The 23,154-nt window shown below is 59.7% G+C and carries 19 protein-coding genes and 1 other RNA gene; 14 read left to right on the top strand and 6 right to left on the bottom strand.

Annotated features, from left to right (window positions below; genetic code table 11):
* Nucleotides 1-13 precede the first annotated feature (13 nt).
* Nucleotides 14-994 (bottom strand): ABC transporter ATP-binding protein, encoded by a 981-nt coding sequence (locus BBDE_RS06970; RefSeq protein WP_012902285.1) that lies wholly within the window; start codon nt 992-994, stop codon nt 14-16.
* A 197-nt stretch (nt 995-1,191) separates the two neighbouring features.
* Between BBDE_RS06970 and BBDE_RS06965 the strand changes: the two genes are divergently transcribed.
* Together BBDE_RS06965 and BBDE_RS06960 are read left to right on the top strand one after the other, a co-directional pair.
* The gene (locus BBDE_RS06965) at nt 1,192-2,361 is read left to right on the top strand and encodes a sensor histidine kinase (protein WP_003839603.1); all 1,170 of its coding nucleotides are present in this window, start codon (nt 1,192-1,194) and stop codon (nt 2,359-2,361) included.
* Nucleotides 2,358-3,020, top strand: a complete 663-nt coding sequence (locus tag BBDE_RS06960; RefSeq protein WP_003839608.1) for a response regulator transcription factor — start codon at nt 2,358-2,360, stop codon at nt 3,018-3,020. The genes BBDE_RS06965 and BBDE_RS06960 overlap by 4 nt, the downstream gene beginning before the upstream one ends.
* 28 nt (nt 3,021-3,048) lie before the next feature.
* On the opposite strand, the gene BBDE_RS06955 is transcribed toward BBDE_RS06960, so the two are convergent.
* The gene (locus tag BBDE_RS06955) at nt 3,049-5,157 is read right to left on the bottom strand and encodes a GmrSD restriction endonuclease domain-containing protein (RefSeq protein WP_003839610.1); all 2,109 of its coding nucleotides are present in this window, start codon (nt 5,155-5,157) and stop codon (nt 3,049-3,051) included.
* A gap of 235 nt (nt 5,158-5,392) precedes the next feature.
* On the opposite strand from BBDE_RS06955, the gene BBDE_RS06950 reads away from it, so the two are divergent.
* A complete protein-coding gene (locus BBDE_RS06950; protein ID WP_003839614.1) occupies nt 5,393-6,247 on the top strand; it encodes a Bax inhibitor-1/YccA family protein in 855 nt (284 codons plus the stop codon).
* Nucleotides 6,248-6,344: 97 nt separating this feature from the next.
* Nucleotides 6,345-7,358, top strand: a complete 1,014-nt coding sequence (locus BBDE_RS06945; RefSeq protein WP_003839617.1) for a DMT family transporter — start codon at nt 6,345-6,347, stop codon at nt 7,356-7,358.
* Between the two features lie 3 nt (nt 7,359-7,361).
* Here BBDE_RS06945 and BBDE_RS06940 read toward each other — a convergent pair whose 3' ends face one another.
* Entirely contained in the window at nt 7,362-8,108 is a 747-nt protein-coding gene (locus BBDE_RS06940) for a GTP pyrophosphokinase (protein WP_003839619.1), read from the bottom strand.
* Nucleotides 8,109-8,224: 116 nt separating this feature from the next.
* Here BBDE_RS06940 and miaB point away from each other — a divergent pair, with 116 nt between their 5' ends.
* Nucleotides 8,225-9,679 (top strand): tRNA (N6-isopentenyl adenosine(37)-C2)-methylthiotransferase MiaB, encoded by a 1,455-nt coding sequence (gene miaB, locus BBDE_RS06935; RefSeq protein WP_033488952.1) that lies wholly within the window; start codon nt 8,225-8,227, stop codon nt 9,677-9,679.
* Complete coding sequence (gene miaA / locus BBDE_RS06930) at nt 9,663-10,667, top strand: tRNA (adenosine(37)-N6)-dimethylallyltransferase MiaA (protein WP_003839624.1); 1,005 nt, start codon at nt 9,663-9,665, stop codon at nt 10,665-10,667. Before miaB ends, miaA begins: the two co-directional genes overlap by 17 nt.
* 20 nt (nt 10,668-10,687) lie before the next feature.
* Here miaA and BBDE_RS06925 read toward each other — a convergent pair whose 3' ends face one another.
* Nucleotides 10,688-11,479 (bottom strand): Fic family protein, encoded by a 792-nt coding sequence (locus BBDE_RS06925; protein WP_033488897.1) that lies wholly within the window; start codon nt 11,477-11,479, stop codon nt 10,688-10,690.
* Nucleotides 11,480-11,592: 113 nt separating this feature from the next.
* Complete coding sequence (locus BBDE_RS06920) at nt 11,593-14,631, bottom strand: glycosyl hydrolase (protein WP_003839628.1); 3,039 nt, start codon at nt 14,629-14,631, stop codon at nt 11,593-11,595.
* Nucleotides 14,632-14,893: 262 nt separating this feature from the next.
* Here BBDE_RS06920 and BBDE_RS06915 point away from each other — a divergent pair, with 262 nt between their 5' ends.
* From BBDE_RS06915 to BBDE_RS11150, 7 genes are all read left to right on the top strand, one after another.
* Nucleotides 14,894-17,680: an FtsK/SpoIIIE family DNA translocase gene (locus tag BBDE_RS06915; protein WP_012902280.1), complete on the top strand. Its 2,787-nt coding sequence runs from the start codon at nt 14,894-14,896 to the stop codon at nt 17,678-17,680.
* A gap of 35 nt (nt 17,681-17,715) precedes the next feature.
* A complete protein-coding gene (gene pgsA, locus BBDE_RS06910; protein WP_003841467.1) occupies nt 17,716-18,375 on the top strand; it encodes a CDP-diacylglycerol--glycerol-3-phosphate 3-phosphatidyltransferase in 660 nt (219 codons plus the stop codon).
* A gap of 5 nt (nt 18,376-18,380) precedes the next feature.
* Entirely contained in the window at nt 18,381-18,944 is a 564-nt protein-coding gene (locus tag BBDE_RS06905) for a CinA family protein (protein ID WP_003839632.1), read from the top strand.
* 61 nt (nt 18,945-19,005) lie between these two features.
* The gene (locus tag BBDE_RS06900) at nt 19,006-19,515 is read left to right on the top strand and encodes a helix-turn-helix domain-containing protein (protein WP_003839635.1); all 510 of its coding nucleotides are present in this window, start codon (nt 19,006-19,008) and stop codon (nt 19,513-19,515) included.
* A 105-nt stretch (nt 19,516-19,620) separates the two neighbouring features.
* Nucleotides 19,621-19,854: a DUF3046 domain-containing protein gene (locus BBDE_RS06895; RefSeq protein WP_012902278.1), complete on the top strand. Its 234-nt coding sequence runs from the start codon at nt 19,621-19,623 to the stop codon at nt 19,852-19,854.
* 258 nt (nt 19,855-20,112) lie between these two features.
* The gene (gene recA, locus BBDE_RS06890; RefSeq protein ID WP_003841471.1) at nt 20,113-21,273 is read left to right on the top strand and encodes a recombinase RecA; all 1,161 of its coding nucleotides are present in this window, start codon (nt 20,113-20,115) and stop codon (nt 21,271-21,273) included.
* Nucleotides 21,274-21,276: 3 nt separating this feature from the next.
* Nucleotides 21,277-21,954, top strand: a complete 678-nt coding sequence (locus BBDE_RS11150; RefSeq protein WP_074695997.1) for a regulatory protein RecX — start codon at nt 21,277-21,279, stop codon at nt 21,952-21,954.
* On the opposite strand, the gene rnpB is transcribed toward BBDE_RS11150, so the two are convergent.
* Nucleotides 21,948-22,305: RNase P RNA component class A (gene rnpB, locus BBDE_RS10905), an RNA gene on the bottom strand. The genes BBDE_RS11150 and rnpB overlap by 7 nt on opposite strands.
* Nucleotides 22,306-22,483: 178 nt before the next feature.
* On the opposite strand from rnpB, the gene hpf reads away from it, so the two are divergent.
* Nucleotides 22,484-23,140: a ribosome hibernation-promoting factor, HPF/YfiA family gene (gene hpf, locus BBDE_RS06880; protein ID WP_003839643.1), complete on the top strand. Its 657-nt coding sequence runs from the start codon at nt 22,484-22,486 to the stop codon at nt 23,138-23,140.
* Nucleotides 23,141-23,154: the final 14 nt, after the last annotated feature.

The following is a 23,154-nucleotide window of genomic DNA, read 5'->3' as shown; positions in this document are numbered from 1 at the left end:
GATCACACGCCTTTCAGTCGCGCAACGCCGTGCCGGTCAGCTCAAGGAACACGTCATTGAGCGTCGGCTGATGCGAGGTCAGATGCCCGATGTTCGTGCCGTTCGCCTCGAGTACGTTCAATACGTCGATGAGGTTGTGTTCGCCCCGGCGGCAGCGCACGGTCAGTTCGCGGCCGTCATAGGCCGCCTCCAACACGAAGGGGAGCGCGCGCAGTCGTTTGAGCATGATTGCGGTGTTCGAGCCGTCCGCGGTCCCTCCTAGGTCGGCGGTTTCCACACTGATCCGTTCGCCGGCGTCAATCATGGCTTTGAGCTCGTCGGCGGTGCCGAGCGCGAGGTGCCGGCCGTGATCCATGATGAGGATACGGTCGCAGATCTGTTCCACCTCTTCCATGTAATGGCTGGTGTAGATTACGGTCGCGCCCTCGCGGCTGAGCTTCTGGATGCCTTCGAGAATCGCATTGCGGCTCTGCGGGTCCACGGCCACGGTCGGTTCGTCGAAGAAGATCAGGTCGGGCTTATGCGCGATGCCGCATGCGATGTTGAGGCGGCGCAGCAGTCCGCCGGACAGTTTCGCCGGTCGGAATCTGCGGTAGTCCTGCAATCCCACGAAATCCAGCGCTTCGTTCACCAGCTCGCGTCGGCGGGCCTTGTCACCGACATAGAGCGAGCAGAAATAATCGATGTTCTCCTCGACGGTGAGCTCATTGAACACGGCGATGTTCTGAGGAACGATGCCGATGCGACGTTTCAGCGCGTAACTGGTCGGGCCGATCGGTTCCCCGAACACGCGTACCGTACCCGCGTCGAACGTGAGCAGCGCGAGTATGCAGTTGATCGCCGTGGTCTTGCCCGAACCGTTCGGCCCGAGCAGGCCGAAGATTTCGCCCTGACGTACGTCGAGGTCAAAATAGTCGAGCGCCAGCATATCGCCGTAACGTTTGACGAGATGCGTCACCTGTACCGCGCTCACGGTGGAATGGTCTTCGTTCATGGAATGCTCCTTGCTCCGTTGGTTCCATTGTCGTTCGCGGGAATTCTCCGACATGGTGCATGAAATCACGTCGTTCATGACGCCCATGACGGTTCATCATGACAATTGTCACGTTCGGACGCCGTCGTCGCCGAACATCGAAGCACGTGCATTACGCTTGAAGCAGTGGTATGACGGCGAGGCGAAACAGGTAAGGCATGCGGCGACTGACATTCCAAGGTCTGCTCATGATCATGGGCGTGCTTCTCGGCATCGCCGTGATCGGCGATGCCTCCCTGCAACTGATCTATGCGATGGTGCTCGCCATCTGCTGTGCCGCCGTCGGCGAATATACACGATTCGGCATCGTCACGTCTGCCGTGGTCTGTGCGTTCTCGCTCAATGCGGTATGGTGCCCGGAAATGTGCTGGCTGTTGCCGGTGATTGCGGTGGATGCGGCGGCGGTTCGTGGATGCGGGCCGCTCCGCCAAGGCGAAGCATGGCCGGATATGGGCAAGTGCGCGGCCCTGTGTGCGCGATGGGTCTGGACGATACCTCTCGCAGGTCTTGCGGTTCGTAGGAACATTGCGAATCTTCCATGGGATTGGGCGTGGATTGCGGTATTGTCCATGTTGACCATGCTGGGATTCGGCGTCGGACTGCAGCTTATGCGGCTTGACGATCTGCTCTTGCAGACCAAGCGCCTGCAGGACACGCGGCGAAACCAGATTCGCCAGTTGCGCAATCGGCTCTCCGAATCCGAGGAGGACCGTGCGGCCTCGGTGCGTTCGGCCATCCTGTCGGAACGTACCCGTATCGCCCGGGAGATTCATGACAATGTCGGGCATCTGCTGACCCGTGCCATCATGCAGTCCGAAGCATCTCAAGTGGTGGCGCAAATCTCCGGTCGGGATGCCGACGCACGGGGGTTCGAGGATATTCATGCGACGGTGAACGAGGCGATGACCATGGTGCGCAGATCGGTGCATGACCTGAAAGAGGAAGGTGCCGATTTCACCGCGCAGATTGATGCCGCCTCGCAGGCGGTGGGTCTTGAGGTGATGCTCGACAACGCCATTGATGATGCACCCTCCCCGATCGCGCGTTGCTTCGCCACCACGATTCGTGAGGCGTTGAACAATACCGTCAGGCACAGTGACGCCGAAACCGTGCATATCACGTTGCGTGATATGCCGGCATTGTGGCAGCTGGTCGTGCAGGACGACGGCCATGCCATGCCGGCGAAACCCCGTGACGATGGGGGCATCGGCCTGGCCGATATCGAGGAGCGCGCCCGGGCCTTGGGCGGTAGCGCCGTCTGCGGGCCGTATCATGGAGGATGGCGGGTGTTCGTATCGATTCCCAAGTCGAAGGAGGCCTCATCATGAAAGTCGCCATCGCTGATGATGATCCGATCGTCTGCTCGTCGCTGGCGACGATTCTTGCGGCGACCGGTGCCGCGGAGGTGCCTTGGACCGCAAACAGCGGCGAAGCCGCCATGTCCAAATATGACGAGAACGTTCCCGACATGCTGCTCATCGACGTACAGATGCCCGGCATGGACGGATTGACCGCGTCCGAGCGCATCCTTCATGCTCATCCGGACGCCCGCATCCTTGTACTGACCACGTTCGCGGATGAGGCGTATATCGCCAAAGCCATGGAGATCGGCACGAAAGGCTATCTCATCAAGCAGGACGTCTCTTCCGTCATCCCGGCGGTGCAGGCCGTCATGGCGGGGCAGATCGTCATGGGCGCGGAGGTCCTCGCGAAGTTGCGGTTCGCCAATGGTGCGGCGCCAACGGCAGCGCGACCGAACGAGCCGCAGGACTCAGGGTGGATGGATGCTCCCGACCGTTTCGCGCATCTCACCGACCGTGAACGTGACGTGGTGGAGTTGGTCGCCGAGGGCCTTGACAACCGTGAGATCGCGGCGAAACTGTTCTTAAGCGAGGGCACGGTACGTAACCGCATCAGCGACATTCTCGCCAAAACCAATATTTCGAACCGTACGAAGCTCGCCGTCGAATGGCTTGCCGGCCATTGAGGCCGTCGGAGGAGTCGGCTGAAGGGGGTCAGCGTTTCTTGAGTCGGTAGGCTTTCCAGATGTCGCTGAGCTTTTGGCCGTTCGAGGTGCGTTTCCATACGGTCAGTCCCGCACTGCCGCCGCCGACGGCCCGGGCGGCAGCGGTGGGGGAGGCGTATTCCTGCCCGTCATCCATGCGTAGCTTGCCTTCGGCGGTGACGGTCACCACCCAGCGTTCGCCCTTGCGCGGTCGGTCCCAGACCAGCGTTTCGCCCGGAATGAGCAACCCGGCCTCCAGAATCTGCATGATGGTCACGCGTTTCGAGGTCGGCGTCTTGGCCTCGGTTTTTCTGGTGAGGAATTCCTCGCTTAACGTGGACAGGTCGGTACGTTCCGCATCGTAGCGAATGTTCCAATGATCGGCGATAAGCCGGATGGTTTCATCCTGTCGGAATTGCAGGGTCTGAGGAGTGCATTGGGCGATATCGGCAAGCTGCGCGGTCAGGGGGAATCGTTTGGAGCTCGCCGACAGGAGCATGCGGTCGCGGCGTTCCTCAAAGGATGCGAGCGGCGCGAGCTGGCGTTCATTGGCCTGGCTAAGCGCAAGATTGCCGATACGGTTGGCCCAATGGTCACGTACGGCTTCCGGCCAATCGGCGAACGACGAACCCGACACGACCTGTTCGGGCATGATCGCAACGGCGTTGAGACTACGCGGTCGGGTGATGCGCAATCCCGCCTGCTGCTCGTTCGCGCGAATGAGCAGCAGACGCTTCAGCGCGGGACCGGTCTGTAGCTCGCCACGCAGGTGGGCCAGCGCGCTCCGGCGGTCATCGTCGGTGATGAGGAATCCGCGGATCTGCTGCAAGGTGTGGCCTCGTTCGAGGTCGCGGATGGCGCTCGCCGAACGCGTACGTCGGTACAGCGGGCTTTGTCTGTTCAGGCTGTCCACGCCGGTGACGCGTTCCAGTGCGGACAGAACGTCGCGCAGGCGTGCCATGTCGTGCAGTTGCAGGTCTTCGTCGTTCTTCCCGTTCGTGGTGGTTTTCCTCGTATGCGCTCCGGGTTTGGAGAACACGCGGGCGGCGTCGCTGCCGAGATTGCGGATGGAATTGACCAGCGCCCACATGGCGACCGGTTTCCAGTCGGTGGTCTGATAATCGTTGAGTGCCACGAGCTGGCCTACCACGTCGTCCGGCAGGTTCGCGTCGGTCGGTCTGCTGATGATAAGCCATGCGTTGGCATAGGGCGCCAGCACGTCGTCGATGAACGAGATGACGTTCTGATCCCTGACATACGGTTTGAGTACGTCGTTGCGGAACTCCTCGAGCAGTTGCGTGCAGACGGCCTTGTGCGAGACGATCAGGTGCAGGTCCGAGAAGAATTCCTCCAGAAGTTGCGAATCGTCGCCAAGCGGATCCATGATGTCATCCCAACGGGTCGCGTAGACGGTACGTGCGACCGGCGAGATGGCGGCGACCGATTTCGCTTTGAATACGTCAGATGCGGTCAGGGGAACGCCTCGCATGTTCATCACGTCGAAGATGCGATGCGCCCCGGCCAGATCGTCGGTGGTCACGATCACCAGCGTGACCTCGTTGACCAGATACGAGGCGAAACGGCGTCGGTCGTGGTCTTCCATCTTCGCAAGCTCATCGAAGACCTGTCGTGTATTGACGGCGATGTTGCGTTGCGCGTTGGATTCGATGTCGCCGTCGCGCAGGTCGAACAATCCCTCCAAATCGCCTTCCTGCACATACATGCGGAAGAAGTCGGTGTCGCGTTCGCGCAGTTTCAGACGCGGTTGCGCCTTGATGCCGCGCAGTTTGTCGCCTGGCTCGAGAATAAGCTCGTTGAGACTGCCGATAAGGTCCGGGTCGGTTTCCAACTCGCGCAGTACGGAGATGATGATGGACAGCGAGATGAGGCGCTGTTGTCCGTCGATGACCTGGTATCTGGCCGAACCGTCCTTGACGAGAATCAGGGAGCCCAGAAAGTAGGGGCTGTCCGGATTCGCGCACGCGTCCTGCAGGTCGCTCACCAGCTGCGAGACGTTGTCCGCCTGCCATGTGTAGGCGCGTTGGAAGGAAGGGATGGTGAACTGATAGTCGGAGGTGAACACTTTGCCCAAAGGCTTTTCCGTGGCGCTGATTGACATGCTGACCTTCCCGTCGGGACCGTTTCCTACCAGTCTAGATGTGGGCGTTGTTCCGTATGTGATGAAGGGGGGAAGCCGTGGCGTGTCGGCATGGGATTCGCAAAAACCGGCGTCGCAATGTGCGTTGATGAATAAAGTCCGGGTTTGTGCCGATTCCGTCATATTGGTACGGGATATTCATGAAATAGTCAGAAAAATCCCGTACTGTTATGCGTAATCGAGGTAAGGAGCAATTATGACATTCGGTCAGCAGCCCCAGGGCGGCAACACCCCCAACAACAATCTCAACGGCCAGCAGCCGCAATATCAGTACCAATACAATGCCCAGCAGCCGCAGTATGGCCAGTCCCAGTACCAGCAGTACGGCTACGCGCAGAACGGCACCGCGGCCATCAACACCCAGGCGGCCTATGCCTATGAGGAGGCACAGCGCGTTTCCGTGACCCGGGCCTACGGCGAGATGACCATTGGTCTGCTCGTCACCGCCGTGGTCGCCATCGTCACGCAGATGACCGGCCTGTACATCACGTTCCTCCAATACACCGGCATCTTCGGCGTATTCGCACCGGCCATCGTCCAGATCGTGCTGGCCGTCTATCTCGGTGCCTGCATCACCAGGATGACGCCTTCCTCGGCGCGCGTCATGTTCTATGTGTACGCCGCGCTCATGGGCTTTACCCTGAGCATCATCTTCGCCGTCTATGACCTCGGCACCATCGGCATTTCACTGGCCTTGTGCGCTGGGTTCTTCTTCGCGCTGACCATGCTCGGCCGCACCACCAAGTTCAACATGCTCAAGGCGGGACCGGTCCTGCTTGCAGGCCTTATCGTGCTCATCATCGCCGAAGTGCTGCTGGCGATCTTCGCACCGGGCGACACCGCCCTGATGCTCATCTCCGCCATCGGGCTGGTGCTGTTCGCCGGTATGACCGTCTACGACGCCCAGGCCACCCGCGCCCTGTTCGCCCAGTACGCGGGCGAAGGCCCGGACATGATCAAGAAGATCTCGATTCTGTGCGCGTTGAATCTCTATCTCGACTTCGTGAACATGTTCCTGTACATCCTGCGTCTGTTCGGCAGCCGTAACTGAGGCACATCGAGTAACGACGTTCGCGTCGCTTGTTGGCCTGACCAGAATATGGTCAGGCCTTTTTGTTGGTAAACGGCCTGCTTTACGGTTGTTCCTCATGAAGAGCAAAGAGATCGGAGGCATGGCCTGCCTGATATTGACGGCCATGATTTGGGGATTCGCGTTCGTGTCGCAGGTGCAGGGCATGGCTTCCATGACGCCCCTGTTCTTCAACGCCACGCGATTCACGCTGGGGGCCCTTTCGTTGCTGCCGTTGTTATGGTTCAGACGGCGCGGCAAGGCCACGGCCGGATCTCGAACGGCATATGATGCAGGCGAACGGCCGGTTCTTGAGCTCGGGGACGGCAAGGTCATGGATCTGCCGAAATGGACCGCCAGCCCCGTGGCGGTCAGCGTCATCTGCGGCGTGGTGCTCTTTTCTGCCAGCACGGTGCAGCAGTATGGCGTGCTCTACAGTGGTTCGGCGGGGCGTTCCGGCTTCATCACCGCACTGTATATCGTTATGACGCCGCTGCTTGCCTTCGTGGTGCTACGTCGTCGCATCCATCTGAGCGTCGTGATCAGTGTGGCCATAGCCGTGGTCGGTTTCTATCTGCTGTGCGTCACCGATGGCTTTGGCTCCATCACCATCGCCGACGTGGTGCTCCTATTTACCGCCGTGTTGTTCGCCACGCACATCCTGGTAATCGATACGTTCGGCCGGAAAATGGATGTGATCGCGCTCTCGTTCGGTCAAATCGCCACAACCGCCGTGTTGAGCTGGGTAGGTTCGTTCGTCGAAGGCTCCGTCGACTGGGCGGGAGCGGGCCATGCGTGGTTCGCCATAGTCTATGCGGGCGTCGGATCCGCCGGCATAGCCTACACCCTGCAGGTGGTCGGACAGCAATTGGTGCCACCCACGCGAGCATCCGTGATCATGTCCCTCGAATCGTTCTTTTCCGTAATCGGCGGTGCACTGCTGCTTGGTGAGGTCATGACGATGCGTGCCTATGTCGGCTGTGCGCTGATTTTCGCGGGAACCGTGCTTGCGCAGATACCGGTCAGGGTGCCACGGTTGCGGCGGTGCGAGCAGTCGGATGATGCGGTGCTCGGTGCGGAACGGCGCAGATGATGATCAGCTGGTCTTCGGGGCTTCGCCGACCTGCGGTGCGCCGTTGATGTCGCGATGGATGTTCTGCATCTGCGTTTCGATGTTCTGCAGGCTGCGCGCACAATCGAGCAACGTCTGCGAATACTCGGACAGCTTGGCATCCGGAAGATCCGTCTTGTAGCGCAGCGCATGTTCCAGACTCGCCCAATAGTCCATGGCGATGGTGCGGAACTGTACTTCGACCGGTGTGTAGTGCGGGCCTGAAGATAGGAACACCGGCACTGCATAGATCACATGCAGCGAACGGTAGCCGTTCTGCTTGGGATTCCTGATGTAGTCCTTGACCCGCAGTACCTGAATGTCGTTCTGAGCCGACAGATAGTTGGATACGGAATACACGTCGTCCCGATAGTTGCAGATCACGCGGATGCCGGCCACATCGAACAGGTTGTCCTTGATGGCATTGACGGTAAGCGGCAGGTCACGCCTTTTCAGCTTGCCCAGAATGGAATTGACGGACTTCAGACGACGTTCCATATGATGGATCGGATCATGCGAGAAGCGTACCTGGAACTCCGAATCGAGGATTTCCAGCTTGGTGCTGATCTCGTACATGGCACCCTCATACACCTGCATCTGATCGATGAATTCGGTGATCTGATCGGCAGGGAATGCCCCCTTGCCGAAGTCCACATTCTTCAATCTGGCTTTGAGATCGGCAGTGTTGATGCGGCTTTGTCTGTCAAGTATCACGGGCAACAGTGTACCCATGATGCCCCTAACGACACTGTGAAAAGACCGAGGAAGCGCTTCGTATTCACGCAATCGCCATGATTGTCGCCTCGTTCATCAATCTCTGGGCGGCCCTGCCGATAGCATGGTGCGTTATGAATGAAGACATGATGACCGAGGCGGAGCGTGCCTCGAAACTGGCCGAACCGACCGTCGACACGGCCCCCGTGCGGGGTAGGGGCGTGTTCTACGTGCATACACTCGGCTGCCAGATGAACGTGCATGATTCCGAACGCATCGCGGGCGTACTTGAGAATGCCGGCTATGTTCCGGCCACCGAGGAACAGTATATGGATCATGATGTGGACCTGATCGTCATGAATACGTGTGCGGTGCGCGAGAATGCCGCCGAACGCATGTACGGCACCATCGGCCTATGGGCCGAGATGAAGCGCGAACGCCCGAACCTGCAAATCGCCGTCGGTGGATGCATGGCGCAGCTCGATCGTGAGCGGATCGCCGAGAAGGCCCCATGGGTCGATGCCGTGTTCGGTACGAAGAACATCGGCTCTCTGCCACAGCTGCTCGACCAGGCCCGCGTCCAAGGGCATGCGCAGGTCAAGGTGGAGGAGGAACTGAATTATTTCCCGAGCCAGCTGCCCACCGATCGTGACTCTCGGGTATCGAGCTGGGTGGCCATCTCCGTGGGGTGCAATAACACGTGCACGTTCTGCATCGTGCCGACCACGCGTGGCAAGGAACATGATCGACGTCCGGGCGACATCCTCGCCGAGATTCGCCAATGCGTCGATGAAGGTGCCAAGGAAATCACGTTGCTCGGGCAAAATGTGAACTCCTTCGGCTACGGCATCGGCGATCGTTTCGCCTTTTCCAAGCTGTTGCGCGCCTGCGGCGAGATCGAGGGCCTGGAGCGTGTGCGTTTCACGTCGCCGCATCCGGCAGCCTTCACTGACGATGTGATCGCCGCCATGGCCGAAACGCCGAATGTCATGCATCAGTTGCATTTCCCGTTGCAATCCGGTTCCGACAGGATTCTGCGCGCGATGCGCCGCTCCTACCGTTCCGCGAAGTTTCTGGATATTCTGCGTAAGATTCGCGAGGCCATGCCGGACGCGCAGATCTCCACGGACATCATCGTCGGCTTCCCCGGCGAGACGGAGGAGGACTTCCAGGAGACCATGCGCGTGGTCGAGGAGGCGAGATTCTCGTCTGCATTCACGTTCATCTACTCGCCACGCCCCGGCACGCCGGCCGCCGAGATGGAACAGGTGCCGCATGATGTGGTCCAGAACCGTTTCGAGCGTCTTGTCGCCCTGCAGGAGCGCATTACCGAAGAGAATCTCAAGATCTTCGAAGGCCGTGACGTCGAAGTGATGGTCACCGGTGCGTCCGGCAGGAAGGATGCCGCCACCCATCGCGTGACCGGTCGCGAAAGGACCGGAGTGCTCGTGCATGTCGGCATTCCGGAAGGTGAGCCGATGCCGCAGGTGGGAGATTTCGTCACCGCCACCGTCACCCATGCAGGCCGGCATAATCTCATCGCCGATCCCGATCCGAAGGCAGGCCAGACCTATGCCGTCCGTCACTGAGGAACAGTCGCGACGTGTGGTCTCCATCGTGGGGCCCACCGCATCCGGCAAGACGGGACTCGGCATCGCCATCGCCAAAGCGCTGGCGTCCAAAGGCGAAAGGGCCGAAATCGTCAACGCCGATGCCTACCAGATGTATAGGGGCATGGATATCGGCACCGCCAAGGCGAGCGCCGAGGAACGGGCTCAGGTCAGGCATCATCTCATCGACATCATCGATCCGGATGACGCCATGTCGGTGGCTCGCTTCCAGGAGTTGGCACGCGAGAAGATCGCCGAACTGCAGGGGCAGGGCATTCGTCCGATCCTGGTCGGCGGTTCCGGCCTGTACGCACGTGCCGCAATCGACGACATTTCGTTCCCCGGCACCGATCCGAACGTGCGTGGCAGGTTGGAGGAACGTGAGAGGACGGAGGGTGCCGGAGCGCTGTTCGACGAGCTCAAGGCCAAGGATCCGCAGGCGGCGGCGCGCATGGATCCACATAATCCGCGTCGCACCATCCGTGCGCTGGAAGTGATCGAAGTGACCGGTCGTCCGTATTCGGCAAGCCTGCCACACTATCGATATGTGATTCCCACCGTGCAGATCGGTCTTGATCTGCCACGCGAAGAGTTGGATCGTCGCATCGACATCCGTACCAAGCAGATGCTGGAAGGCGGATTCATCGAGGAGGTGGAGCGGATTCGCCCTCGGCTCGGCATCACCGCCGCCAAGGCGCTCGGCTATCAGCAGGTCGTCGACTATCTGGACGGTCTGCGTGATCTGAACGACACGTTCATGGACATCGCGCAGAAAACAAAACGGCTTGCCCGCAAACAGATGGGCTGGTTCGGCCGGGATCCGCGCATCCACTGGCTACAGGCGCTCAATCCCGCCCTGCTTGACAACGCGATGGCCATCATCGGGCATGCGGACGCCGGCGACTACGATGCCATTGACGCACAGGCCGATGCCTACACGCAACATCACCTCGGTGACATCGACTGAGAACGGTCCGAGCGGGGTTGTCAGTGTGCGGGACCTTGGTCCCATCCGGCGATCAGGAACACACGTGTCTGATTCGCCGGGCGTACCATCGCCTCGAACATGCGTTCGAACGCGATGATCTTGCCTTGGTAGGCGTCATGCTTGGCCTTGCGATATGTTTCGCGCGTCACCGGGCCCCAATCAAGGTCCCAGCCGGCATCATGCGCAAGACGCGAAGCGAAGATGCGCAGCACCATCGCATTGCCGCCTTTGAATGGATGCAGGTAGCCGAGCTCGTCATAGATTTTGGCGAGTTTTCGAATGAACTCGTCGCGGTCCAGGCAAGTCAGATTATGCTGTTCCGCCAGTTCGGTGGAGATGTTCATTGCACCCGTCTCGATGAGCGAGGCGGGGAAGAACGCTTCCGGATCCTTGGCACGGGCCCGGTCGTCACTGCGTTCGCGCGTGGTGTTCGAAGTGCGTAGCTTGCCGGCATCATCGAACACCCCTGTGAACAGTCCGTTATGGATGGCGGTCAGCTCACTCAGGTCTCCGGTCGTTTTCCAACCGCGTTCCGCCAGCAGCACGTTTCTTGCGAACAGGCTTGAGGCATGATCGGAGGCGGTATCGTCCAGGCTGCCGTCCGCCAGACGATAGCGGCTGATTCGCGAATCGGACTCATCGTCGGCGATTTCAATCAGGCGCAACACATCGATTGAGCCGCGTTCGTAATCGGCTGCGGCCTGCATCGTCGCAGGACCCGGCGTCATCGCTTCCAGTGCGCAGTTCTTCAGAGCAAATGCGACTGCGCTCGCACGTTCTGCGGGAGTCATATTCCCGATGATAGCGCGAACCGTGTGACGCTTACGCCAGATATGGCAAAAGCCCTCCGTGGAAATCACGGAGGGCTTGACCGGATCATGTCGTCATGTTGCTTTGCGGGGGTCTACCGCTGTCCGGCATGTGCCTTCCACCTGTGGACGATGTATGCGGCGCATCCTCCCAGCAGCAACACGGTCATCGCGGCAATGACGTGGATGATGCCGGAACCTGTGTTCGACAGGGTTTTGGCCGTCGTCGTCTGCGCGGCGGATTTCGCCGCATCGGACGTCTGCGTGCCGGACTGCGTGGAGGGGTTGGTCGAAGTGCCGTTGCCGCTATCTGCGGTGTTGGATGAGTCGTCGGTGATCGGGCAGCTCGCCGGATCCTGATTGGCGACGTCGGCGGAGGTGTCCTTGACGTCATCCTTGGCATCGTCCTGCTTCGTGCCTTCGCTGGCGTCGTCCTTCGGAGCATCGGCGTCGGTGGGGGAGCCGGTGGCCGGGACCACCTGGATATCGGCGATGGCGAAGTCGATGCCGGTGCTTTCGGCATTCCACTTGTTGGATGCGAACACCATTTCCTTGATGGAGGTCAGATCGGCATCGGTCATGGATTTGCCCTTATTGGTGTCGTCGGGCCACGTCTGGGTCAATTCGCCATTGCCGACCAGCGGAATCTCGAGCTGCTTCCAGCCTTCGAAATCGAGCTTGATGTCGTAGTGGAAATATTTGCCATCCATGGTGCCGATCTGCAGTCCGATGGCGTTGCCGGAGCCGTCGCCGCGAACCTGCAACTTCAGCATGCCTTCGCCGGACCAGTTCTTGCCGCCCAAGTATTGCGCCACGTCATACCAGCCGCCGTTGCCGAAACCGTACTTGAAACGCAGCGCCTTGGAACCGTTGGTCGGACCGTCGGTCAACGACAATACTTCGGTATGCTTGCGACTGTTCCACGCGCTTCTGAGGGCTTCGTCATCCGCATATTCGGAGAAATCATCGACGATCTGCGGTTCGGCGTCGCTCGGCGTGGACGGTGTCTGTTGCGGCACGTAGGCGTCGCGTTTGCCGTCAAGGGTGATGGAGTCGAGCACCAGATCGCCGGATTTCGGTCGGTCGCCGCCATTGTCGTTGACGTATAAGGCGAAGGAGCTGACTTCGGAGAGCAGCTGTTGTGAGAGCTTCGTTCCGGCATGGGCGGTATCCCAGGAAGCCGGTGCGAAATCGCCGCCATTGCCGTCGGCGTCGCCGAAGTTCAGCGACACTTCGTGCCCGTCCTTGCCGTCGATTTTCGGATAGGCTTCGAAGGTCACGCCGCCGGCGTTGATCTGCACCACGAACTTGTGGTCGGAGCCATCCGCCTTGAGATACATGTTCAGCTTGGAAAAGCCGGACCAATCCTGCTTGGGCGTGTATGAGCGCTGGAAACCGTTGTAGTCGGGGTAGCTTACGAAATCATAATGAAGATTGCCGGCTTTGGTGCCGTCGTCCTTCGGACTGTCGGTGAGCGTGAGATTGGCCTTCGTGCTGTGATTGGGCGAGTAGACCGTCTGCAATTCGGCATCGGAATCGTAGGAATCGAAGCTTTCCACATCGTCCACGGTCTGTTCCGGCTTGGCGCCGAGCTTCACGCTTACCGTACCGTCGCCGTCGGCGGCCGCAAGCTCCCTGCCGTCCTTGGTGCTGACATGTGCGGTCAAGGTGAGTTTGGACTGATCGAGCTTGATGCCTGCCGCTTCAAGGTCCAGTGTGCCGATGAAATAGCCGTTGCAGGAGTATGTGAGCTTCACGTTCTGCCCACGGTCGGTGGTCACGGTGGCGGATTCGGTGTCGAGACGGGAGTACTGCAGCCCTTCGGTTTTGACGCGGATGGTGAGTTTCGTGTCGGTTACGCGATTGCCTCCCACAGGGGTCACGATGCGTGCGGTGCCGGTCTGCTCCGTGGCCGCCGGAGCGCTCGAATAATCGACGTTATCTTTGGATGCCATGAGGTTCGCGTTGCTGTCGGCGAAGTCTTTGAAGTCCTGTTCCCCATCGGATCCCTTCCATGGGGTGTACGATTGGAATCCTTCGCCGGAGCCGCCGAAATTCGCCCAGGTCATCATATAGGCGATGTTCGGGACCTCCTTGGCGATGGCATCGGCGAGCTCGGAGAAGAACTTGGTGTCCTTGTCTCCGGTTCCGGATTCGTTGAACTTGCGCTCTCCCGAACGCCCGAACTCGGTGAAGGCGACGATCTTGCCGCGGCTGGTCGCTTCGTCTCCGATCATCTTGAGGTCCTTGATCACCGTGTTGATCCAGTCGTTCGAATCGTCGGAGGAATTATCGGTGTCGTATTCGTCGTAGCCGAGCACGTCCACCCACTGGTCGCCCGGATAGGTGGCGAGGTAGTCGGTGGAGTCGCCGTTGAATACGCCGCCGGGGGAGTAGGCGTAGAGCAGGTTGTGCACGCCCTTGACGTCACGCAGATAATCGACGATGTAGCGATACAGTTCCTTGTACTCGTTGGCGGATGCGTGCGTCGATCCCCACCAGAACCAGCCCCCGTTGTTTTCGTGCAGTGGGCGGAAGATGATCGGGATCATCGTGCCGTCGCTGCGCTTGGCCTGTTGTGCGGTGGCCGCGATGGCATCAAGCTCCTCATTGAAGGTGCCGGAATACTTGCCTCCCGGCAACAGTTCGGATGCGACGGCGGTGGTGTCGTTGAAATCGCCGCCGGTGCCTGGATTGTACCAGTGTGCGGATAGCGTCACGATGGCGCCTTTGGCATCTGCGTCGACGATGTTCTGGGCCAGTGCCTTGGCATTGGCCTGCTTGTCGCTGCCGGAGCTTGGTTTCTCCGCACCTCGTAGCGCGAGCCCAGCGTCCCAGCCGAATACGGCCGGGTATTTGCCGGTCATCTCGTAGACGTCGCCTTCTGAAGCGGTTGAGCTGATATGTTCATCGGTTGCATGCTGTTGGCCGAACCGCAGATCACCTGCCTTGCTGTCGCGAAGCTTGGCGAACAAGGCTCTCATTTCGTCCGTGGCATTGACGTCACTGATGTTCACCGTGTTGTTCGAAGAGGTCGGATTGTCTTCTGCCGCAATGGCTGGAAGGGCGCTCATACCGAGGATGGTAGAGGCCGCCGCGACCGTTGCCAGCAATCTTTTCGTTACTGTTCCCATGTTCCTTCGTTGTCTTCCTTGATCGTGTGAACACGTACTCTGCGTCGAGATAGAACGTGTATTACCCACGCTAGCGACTGAACCGCTTAAGTAACAGTGGGAGTGTTTCAGTCGATTTCAGTGATTTCGGGAGAAATCCGCTTAAAGGTACTTAACAATGTTGTTTTTACTGAAATACGACGTTCGGTTGAGTTAGAGATTGTGTTCGAATCGGGAGCGACGGCATGACATGGGCGTGCCAATGGGTAAAATCAGGACCGTTATGGCACGAACAGCATCTTCCAACGGACAAACAGGCGGCAAAGGCTCCCCGGGCAAGGCACGCTCAGGTGATACCAAGGTCATGGATCCCGAGCGGTCCTCCACGACAGGTATCCTCACCGCATACCGGCGCGACATCGCCTGCTTCGTCATGGTGATTCTCGCCGTGCTTTTCTGCGCTTCCGAATGGTTCCGTGTACAAGGCGTGTTCGGACGTGCCCTGCACGCGTTGGCGTCCGGCGCTCTTGGCCTGATGAGCGTGGTACTGCCCGTGTTCTTGGCCCTTGTGGTGTTCAGTCTCATGCGCAAAACCGAACGCCGTAGCGAGAATGCTCGCATGGCGTTGGGCTGGCTCATGATCCTATGGTCGATATGTTCAATTCTCGATGCGGCCATGGCTTCGGATTCGCCGGCTTTCGACATGGCGCTGCTGCAACGGTCGGGCGGCCTGCTTGGCTACGTATTGGGATGTCCTTTGGCCTGGGGTCTTTCCAAGGCATTCGCCATCATCATCTTCGTGGTGGTGATCCTCTTCTCGCTGCTGCTGATCACCCATACCCGGGTGACCGATATTCCCGACGGCCTGCGCATGATGGGCGACAGATTCGGCGTCGGCTCAGGCAAGACGCATGCGGACGACGAAGCCGAACAGTTCCCGAACGAGGTCCGTGTAGGCGACACCACGCTTGCGTTCGCCGAAGGCGTGCCATCCCACGACGGCACCGACGCCGGCGATGACGATCAGGCGACGCGTGGACTGTTCTCCAGAATGTCGCAGTGGTTCTCCTTGCGCAGGCGAGGCAAGGACGAACAAGGCAAACTTGACCACTATGCCGGCGATGAGGCCTTCCTCAATGCGGCCTCCAGCCACGGCGAGACGGCCGAGACCATAGTGCAGGATCCGTACCGGCCGTATCAGCCGGTCGGCGGTGCGCGCACCATCTCATCGATGGATGGCTCCGCGGCTCCGTCCGCCGATGATTTCCCCGGCAATACCACGGCCATGGCGCAACCGTCTGCGGGTCGCTCCTTCTCATCCGAACCCATCGGCACGGCAAGCGGCACCATGCCGACCGCCGCCACTCCAGCGGGCGAGGTCAAGCAGGTCGGTGCCGTTGCCGACGATCCGTGGGCCACCATCGACGAAGACGGGACGGCCAATGGCGATGCCGTGATGGTCGACGCCGCGACCGGCGAGATCGTGGACGACATGGATGGCTCGCATGGCGACGATGGGCCGGAGCCTGACGTTCCGGACGCCCCGTATCATCTTCCCGACCTCGGCATGCTCAAGAAAGGCGTGCCGCATGCCGTGCACACGCCGGAGAATGACCGTGTGATTCGCGCCCTGACCGGCACCTTCCAGCAGTTCGGCGTGGATGCCAAGGTCATCGGCTTCCTGCGAGGTCCATCCGTGACCATGTACGAGGTGGAGCTCGGTCCGGGCGTCAAAGTCGAGAAGGTCACCAACCTGCAGAAGAACATCGCCTATGCGGTGGCCAGCTCCGATGTGCGCATCCTGTCCGTGATCGAAGGCAAGTCGGCCATCGGCATCGAAATTCCGAACACCGACCGCGAAACCGTGGTGCTTGGCGACGTGCTGCGCTCCGACAAGGCCATGAACGATCCGAACCCGATGCTCACCGGTGTCGGCAAGGATGTGGAAGGCCACTTCGTGACGGCCGATCTGACCAAGATGCCGCACCTGCTGGTAGCCGGTGCCACAGGCTCCGGAAAGTCGAGTTTCATCAACTCCATGCTCACTTCCGTGATCATGCGCTCCACTCCCGATCAGGTGCGTATGATCATGGTTGACCCCAAGCGTGTGGAGTTGTCGGCGTATGCCGGCATCCCGCACCTGCTTACACCTATCATCACCGATCCGAAGAAGGCCGCTCAGGCGCTCGAATGGGTGGTCAAGGAGATGGATGCCCGATACAGCGACCTTGAATTCTTCGGCTTCCGTCACATCAAGGACTTCAATGCCGCCGTTCGTGCCGGCAAGGTGCATGCGCCCGCAGGCTCCAAACGCAAGGTGGCTCCATACCCGTATATTCTTGTGGTCGTCGACGAGATGGCCGATCTCATGATGGTCGCCAAGAACGACGTGGAAAGCTCCATTCAGCGCATCACCCAGCTGGCGCGAGCCGCAGGCGTGCATCTGGTGCTCGCTACCCAGCGTCCGTCCGTCGACGTGGTCACCGGTCTGATCAAGGCGAATATCCCGTCACGATTGGCCTTCGCCACCTCATCCGCCACCGATTCGCGAGTCATTCTCGATTCCACCGGTGCGGAGACGCTGATCGGACAGGGCGATGCACTCTTCCTGCCGATGGGGCAGGCCAAGCCGCTGCGCGTGCAGGGCGCATGGGTCGATGAATCCGAAATCCGTAGGGCCGTGGAATTCGTGCGCACCCAGCGCAAGCCGCATTATCGCGAAGACATCGAAGAGATGGCCAAGGAGGCCGAGAAGAAGGCCATCGAACCGGACGAGGACATCGGCGGTGACATGGATGTGCTCCTGCAGGCCGCGGAACTTGTGGTCACCACGCAGTTCGGCTCCACCTCCATGCTGCAGCGCAAACTGCGTGTCGGCTTCGCCAAGGCCGGCAGGCTTATGGATCTGCTCGAGTCTCGTGGAGTGGTCGGTCCTTCCGAAGGCTCCAAGGCGCGAGAGGTGTTGGTGCAACCGCAGGACCTGCCTTCCGTGCTCGCCTTCATCAGGGGGGAGACCTCATCCCTTACGTCGGGCGCGCCGCAGCAGGACGGCTCCGACGGCATGCAATAGTCACAAGGTAGAAGTCTCGAGGTAACGTGAACGGTATGGAAAAGCAAGACAAACGTAAATCGTCGCTGCTCGATGGTTGGAACGCGCCACCGAACCTCGTCACCTTCTCCCGAATCATCCTCGTAATCGTGTTTCTGGTGCTTTATGTCAAGGCCGGCGCATGGGGGGTCGATAACGTCGCCATGCGCTGGGCGGCGGCCGTCATCTTCATCATCGCCGCGTGCACCGATAAACTCGACGGCTGGATGGCACGCAAGTACAACCAGGTCACCGAACTGGGCAAGCTCATGGATCCGATCGCCGACAAGCTGCTCACCTGCGGCACGCTGATCGTGGCGGCGGCGTTCAATGAATTCGGCAATCAGATTCTCGGTTGGGTGGTTACGGCCCTGTTCCTCATTCGCGAGATCGGCATCACCGTCATGCGCTTCTTCGTCATCGACACCGGCGGCAAGGTGATCGCGGCCTCCCAAGCCGGCAAGTACAAGACACTGGCGCAATGCATCGGCCTGGCCATGCTCATGCTGCCGATGTGGAAACTGGCCGGCGACAGCCTGCAGCCGACTCCGCTGTGGATGACCGTCTACTACACCATCACCTATGCGCTGATCTATCTGGCGCTCATCCTGTGCCTGTATTCCGGCGGCGAATATCTGGTGAACACCTTCGGCGGGCGCAAGAAGGAATCCAAGTAACGGCTATGACTGCAGAACCGATGACGGTCGCGGGCCAGCACGCACGATGCGATGAGCTGGCCGCGGCCGTTCTTGCATATTGCGAGGAGCGCCATTTCAAGATTGCCGCCGCCGAATCGCTGACCGGAGGATTGCTGGCGGATGCCTTCGTACGCATTCCCGGCGCTTCGAAGGTGTTTCTCGGTTCCGTGGTGACGTACGACATTCGTGCCAAATCGTCGATACTGGGCGTCGATGCCGATTTGCTCGCTCGTGAGGGGGCGGTGCATCCTGAGGTCGCACGTCAGATGGCCGAGGCGGCTGCGGATCTGTATGCACAACCGGAGGATGGCGACTGCGTCGTGGGATTGTCCACCACCGGCGTGGCTGGTCCCGGCCCGGATGGAGACAAGCCGGCAGGCCTTGCATACGTCGGTGTTTCCTTGCCTGACGGATTCGGCAATGTTCGCTGTCGGCGTACAAAAGTGATTGAGATGCGATTACAGGGGACGCGGGAACAGGTAAGAATGACTGTAGTGCAACGTGTTTTGCAAAATCTGAGCTCTCTTTCAGCTATTTCACAGGAATAATTTCCGATGATGGGTGTTATCCACAATGGACGTTTGAAAGCAACGAAAGGGGCAGGCGACAATGGAAGCGATGACACTCACCAAGGAACGCGCGGAACTCAAGAAGATGGTCTCCGCCGCACAGCCTGGTACCGCTCGTATGAGGGAGCTCACTCCGGCTCAACGTCGTGCGGTGATGTTCGCGCAGCAGCAGGTAATTCGTGCCCGTGCGGCCAAGAGGGCCAAAGATGAACGCCAAGCGGCGTTGACCCGCATGTGGCAGGAAGAAGATGCCGACAAGGTGCGCATGCATGCTGCGCCTCATGTGGCGGAAATCGTCGCCGAGACCAAGGAGGTCTCCCTGCGTGAGGCGATCGGGCACGTGTTGCGCGATCTGCGCACCCGTGACCATAAGACGCTACGGGAGGTCAGTGAGAAGGCCGGCGTCTCGCTCGGATACCTATCCGAGGTCGAGCGCGGGCAGAAGGAGGCCAGCTCGGAGCTGCTCACCTCCATTGCGCAGTCGCTCGGCCTGAGTAGCGCGCAGATGCTGCGCATGGTCGCCGACTATCTCGACTCCGTAGGAGCGTAGGAGGCTTTGCCCTCCCGCGGCGTGGAGAGAATCTCCGTATATTGGGCGCCCGGTGATGCCGGGCGCCTTTTTCGTATGTGGTCCGGACTGTGTACACTTGGGCGCGTGCAGGAACGCGAATTTTGGCAGTTGCTTGAAGAGGTGTTCGGGCGGAGCTATGGCCGATCGCTGGCCCATGACCAGAGCCTGACCGAATTGCATGGCATGACGGTGGTTGAGGCACTGGATGCGGGGGAGGAGCCTCGCGTAATCTGGAATGTGCTGTGTGATCAGATGAACGTCCCCGATTCCAAACGTTGGGGCAGGGATCACAATGCGCCTCCCATGCCCGTTCGTTGAGTGTGACGTTCGGAAACGACGATTCGAACAGATGTTCGTACGATGGGGTATAGTTATCCACAGATGTTCGACAAGGCCCGGCTGGGGCATTGGGCAGGGATACGGCAGAAACCGTGTCATGCCAATGCTTTGCGGCCTACCGGCGTGTCGGAATATGCGTCCTTCGACCACCATGGTCGTTCGGGCTTGCATGAAAGAACCGTCGGACTTTACGGTGAATGGAAAGATTCGCCATTGTTCTTGGAAGAAGGAGTAGCCATGGCACAGACGAATGCAGCGGCGAAAGGCGCCGTGCAGAACCAAGCCGCCAACGGCATTGACCCCCGTCGCCAGGCCGCGCTGGAAACGGCGTTGGCGCAGGTCGAGAAAAACTTCGGTAAGGGATCGGCCATGCGTCTGGGGGACCGCCCGGAGCAGGACGTCGAGGTCATTCCGACCGGTTCGTTGGCTCTTGATATGGCATTGGGCATCGGAGGTCTGCCGAAGGGTCGCATTGTCGAGATTTACGGCCCGGAATCCTCCGGTAAGACCACGCTCGCGTTGCATGTCGTGGCCAATGCGCAGAAGAAGGGCGGCGTCGCTGCGTTCATCGATGCCGAGCATGCACTCGATCCGGTGTATGCCCGCAAGCTGGGTGTCGATACCGATTCGCTGATCGTGTCCCAGCCCGACAATGGTGAGCAGGCGTTGGAAATCGCCGATATGCTGATTCGTTCCGGCGCACTTGACGTCATCGTCATCGATTCCGTGGCCGCGTTGGTGCCGAAGGCCGAAATCGAAGGTGAAATGGGCGACAGCCATGTCGGTCTGCAGGCAAGGCTCATGAGCCAGGCCTTGCGCAAGATGACCGGTGCGCTGGCCCAGGCCGGCACCACGGCAATCTTCATCAACCAGTTGCGCGAGAAGATCGGTGTGTTCTTCGGCAATCCGGAGACCACCACCGGTGGTAAGGCGCTGAAGTTCTATGCTTCGGTACGCATGGATATCCGCCGCATACAGACCATCAAGAACGGTGACGAGGCCGTGGGCAACCGCACTAGGGTCAAGGTCGTGAAGAACAAGATGGCTCCGCCGTTCAAGTCCGCTGAATTCGACGTGCTCTACGGCGAGGGTATCTCCAAGGAAGGTTCCGTGCTCGACATGGCCTTGCAAGTCAATGTCGTCAAAAAATCCGGCTCCTGGTTCACCTACGATGGTGACCAGCTTGGTCAGGGCCGTGAAAACGTACGTCAGTTCCTTAAGGACAATCCTGGGGTCACCGAAGAAATCGAAAATCGGGTGAAGGCTGCGTTTGGACTGATTGAACCGACTGATCAGTTCGCTGAAGACGGCGATGGGAATGAGACTGCGGCAAGCGAAAGCGGCAAAGGCGAGTCGAAGACGGCAAAGGGCGCCAAACCGGCATCGACCAAGGCCTGATGCATGATCAGCGCTGAATCATTTCTGAGAGAACGGGATCTTCGGCCGACTCAGGTCGTGTGTGAGGATCCCTCTTCGCATCGGGAGCCGCACGCTGACGAATATGGGCGTTCCTGGAATCGGCGCGACTCGCCGGTGGAACGCCGACGCGCGGCCATGCGCGTGTCGCGTCGGCATGTCGATGGACAAAGGTCAGACACGCCGCGAGACCCGTCTGACCTTGATGCGTGTCGTGAGGCCGCGTTGCGCCTGCTGGATGCGGCTCCTCGATCATCAGGGGCTCTGCGGGAACGACTTTTAGGCAAGGGCTATTTGCCCGATGTGGTTGATGATGTCATCGAACGGCTGACTCGAGTGCGGCTTATCGATGATGAGGCCTATGCACAGTCCGCGGTGCGCTATTGCGCCGCCCGTCTTATGGGGCGCAGGGGAGCGGTGACGGAATTGACCCGCAAAGGCGTCGATCGTGTGTTGGCGCAACGAGTGTGCGCCGAAGCCGATTCGCGAGGCGTATTCGATGATGCCGCATGGGAGTTGGGCCGTCGTACCGCACGTAAGACCGCCGGGATGGATCTTGAAGTGCGAAGGCGCCGCCTGTGGAGTGCTGGGGGGCGCAAGGGGCATAACCCCGAAATCCTGCGGGAAATTGCACAGGAACTGTTCGTGGAAGAAAGGGATTGAGACCTCTTATACCCCGGGTTCTGTCATGCCGTAAGGCACGGATGACCATCCATCTCGACCTGACGTTGCCGTCAGGCTCTAGCAGCCTACCCGAAGGCATTGGGCGAGCAGCCCTCAAACGCCTTCTGCTTGGCCTTGCTCCCGATGAGGCTTGCCATGCGACCGACTGTTGCCAGCGGTCCGGTGGTCTCTTACGCCACCGTTTCACCCTTACCGGTCCGAAGACCGGCGGTCTGTTCTCTGTTGCGCTATCTCTCAGGTCGCCCTGGGCGGACGTTATCCGCCATCGTGCTCTGTGGAGCCCGGAAGTTCCTCAATCATCTTCATGATCGCGGTCATCAAGAGGTCTCAAACGCACCATGATAGCAATAGGTATGACGAAAAAGGAAATCAGAAAAATATCGGTTTTCTTGTAGTGGTATTCCGTGAAATCCGTACGATTGCGGCTACAATAAAACTACCCAAGCGGCGGAGCAGCCGTTTGGTCCACATATAGCGGGTAACACCGCTTGAGTCTAGGGAGGTCCACATGGAAATCGTCGTTACCGGACGTCATACGCAGATCAAGCAAAGGTTCCGTGACGTTGTCGAAAGCAAGATGAATCGTGTGACCGCTATCGCTCCGGATGCGCAGCGCGTGCAGATCGTACTGTCGCATGAGGGCAATCCGCGTCAGGCCGACACCGCCAAGCGCGTGGAAATCACCGTCATCGCGGGCCGTACCGTAGTGCGTGCCGAAGCTTCCAGCGCCGACGAATTCAGCGCACTGGATATGGCTCTTGACAAGCTGACCCTGCGCCTGCGCCGCACCCGCGATCGCCGCAAGGATCATCGACGTGGCTACACCAACCCGGTCCCGGTCGACATGGGCGTGGTTGAGCCGGAACCGACTGTGGAACCGGTCGAGGAACCGAACAACAGCCCGGCCGATGCCGTGGCTACGGATCTCGGCCCTGGTGAATCCGTTGAAGTCCAGGTTGGCGATACTCCCATCGTCATCCGTCGCAAGCTGCATGTCGCCGAGCCAATGACCATCGACGAGGCGCTGTACGAGATGGAACTGATCGGGCATGACTTCTTCCTGTTCGTAAACAAGGAGACAGGTCGTCCGTCCGTCGTCTATCATCGTCACGGCTGGAGCTACGGCGTCTTCGAGATCGATACTCCGGAGAATGTCAAGAAGTGATTTTCGGCATTCGG

The sequence above is a fragment of the Bifidobacterium dentium JCM 1195 = DSM 20436 genome (assembly GCF_001042595.1).
Taxonomy (GTDB): domain Bacteria; phylum Actinomycetota; class Actinomycetes; order Actinomycetales; family Bifidobacteriaceae; genus Bifidobacterium; species Bifidobacterium dentium.
The sequence above is the reverse complement of the archived record's forward strand: the minus strand, read 5'-3'. Positions and strand labels throughout refer to the sequence as shown.

What these genes read in the sequence shown, in the direction of transcription:
- BBDE_RS06970 (WP_012902285.1), bottom strand. Translation starts at nt 994, where the DNA reads ATGAACGAAGACCATTCCACCGTGAGCGCGGTACAGGTGACGCATCTC.
- BBDE_RS06965 (WP_003839603.1), top strand. Translation starts at nt 1,192, where the DNA reads ATGCGGCGACTGACATTCCAAGGTCTGCTCATGATCATGGGCGTGCTT.
- BBDE_RS06960 (WP_003839608.1), top strand. Translation starts at nt 2,358, where the DNA reads ATGAAAGTCGCCATCGCTGATGATGATCCGATCGTCTGCTCGTCGCTG.
- BBDE_RS06955 (WP_003839610.1), bottom strand. Translation starts at nt 5,157, where the DNA reads ATGTCAATCAGCGCCACGGAAAAGCCTTTGGGCAAAGTGTTCACCTCC.
- BBDE_RS06950 (WP_003839614.1), top strand. Translation starts at nt 5,393, where the DNA reads ATGACATTCGGTCAGCAGCCCCAGGGCGGCAACACCCCCAACAACAAT.
- BBDE_RS06945 (WP_003839617.1), top strand. Translation starts at nt 6,345, where the DNA reads ATGAAGAGCAAAGAGATCGGAGGCATGGCCTGCCTGATATTGACGGCC.
- BBDE_RS06940 (WP_003839619.1), bottom strand. Translation starts at nt 8,108, where the DNA reads ATGGGTACACTGTTGCCCGTGATACTTGACAGACAAAGCCGCATCAAC.
- miaB (WP_033488952.1), top strand. Translation starts at nt 8,225, where the DNA reads ATGAATGAAGACATGATGACCGAGGCGGAGCGTGCCTCGAAACTGGCC.
- miaA (WP_003839624.1), top strand. Translation starts at nt 9,663, where the DNA reads ATGCCGTCCGTCACTGAGGAACAGTCGCGACGTGTGGTCTCCATCGTG.
- BBDE_RS06925 (WP_033488897.1), bottom strand. Translation starts at nt 11,479, where the DNA reads ATGACTCCCGCAGAACGTGCGAGCGCAGTCGCATTTGCTCTGAAGAAC.
- BBDE_RS06920 (WP_003839628.1), bottom strand. Translation starts at nt 14,631, where the DNA reads ATGGGAACAGTAACGAAAAGATTGCTGGCAACGGTCGCGGCGGCCTCT.
- BBDE_RS06915 (WP_012902280.1), top strand. Translation starts at nt 14,894, where the DNA reads ATGGCACGAACAGCATCTTCCAACGGACAAACAGGCGGCAAAGGCTCC.
- pgsA (WP_003841467.1), top strand. Translation starts at nt 17,716, where the DNA reads ATGGAAAAGCAAGACAAACGTAAATCGTCGCTGCTCGATGGTTGGAAC.
- BBDE_RS06905 (WP_003839632.1), top strand. Translation starts at nt 18,381, where the DNA reads ATGACTGCAGAACCGATGACGGTCGCGGGCCAGCACGCACGATGCGAT.
- BBDE_RS06900 (WP_003839635.1), top strand. Translation starts at nt 19,006, where the DNA reads ATGGAAGCGATGACACTCACCAAGGAACGCGCGGAACTCAAGAAGATG.
- recA (WP_003841471.1), top strand. Translation starts at nt 20,113, where the DNA reads ATGGCACAGACGAATGCAGCGGCGAAAGGCGCCGTGCAGAACCAAGCC.
- BBDE_RS11150 (WP_074695997.1), top strand. Translation starts at nt 21,277, where the DNA reads ATGATCAGCGCTGAATCATTTCTGAGAGAACGGGATCTTCGGCCGACT.
- hpf (WP_003839643.1), top strand. Translation starts at nt 22,484, where the DNA reads ATGGAAATCGTCGTTACCGGACGTCATACGCAGATCAAGCAAAGGTTC.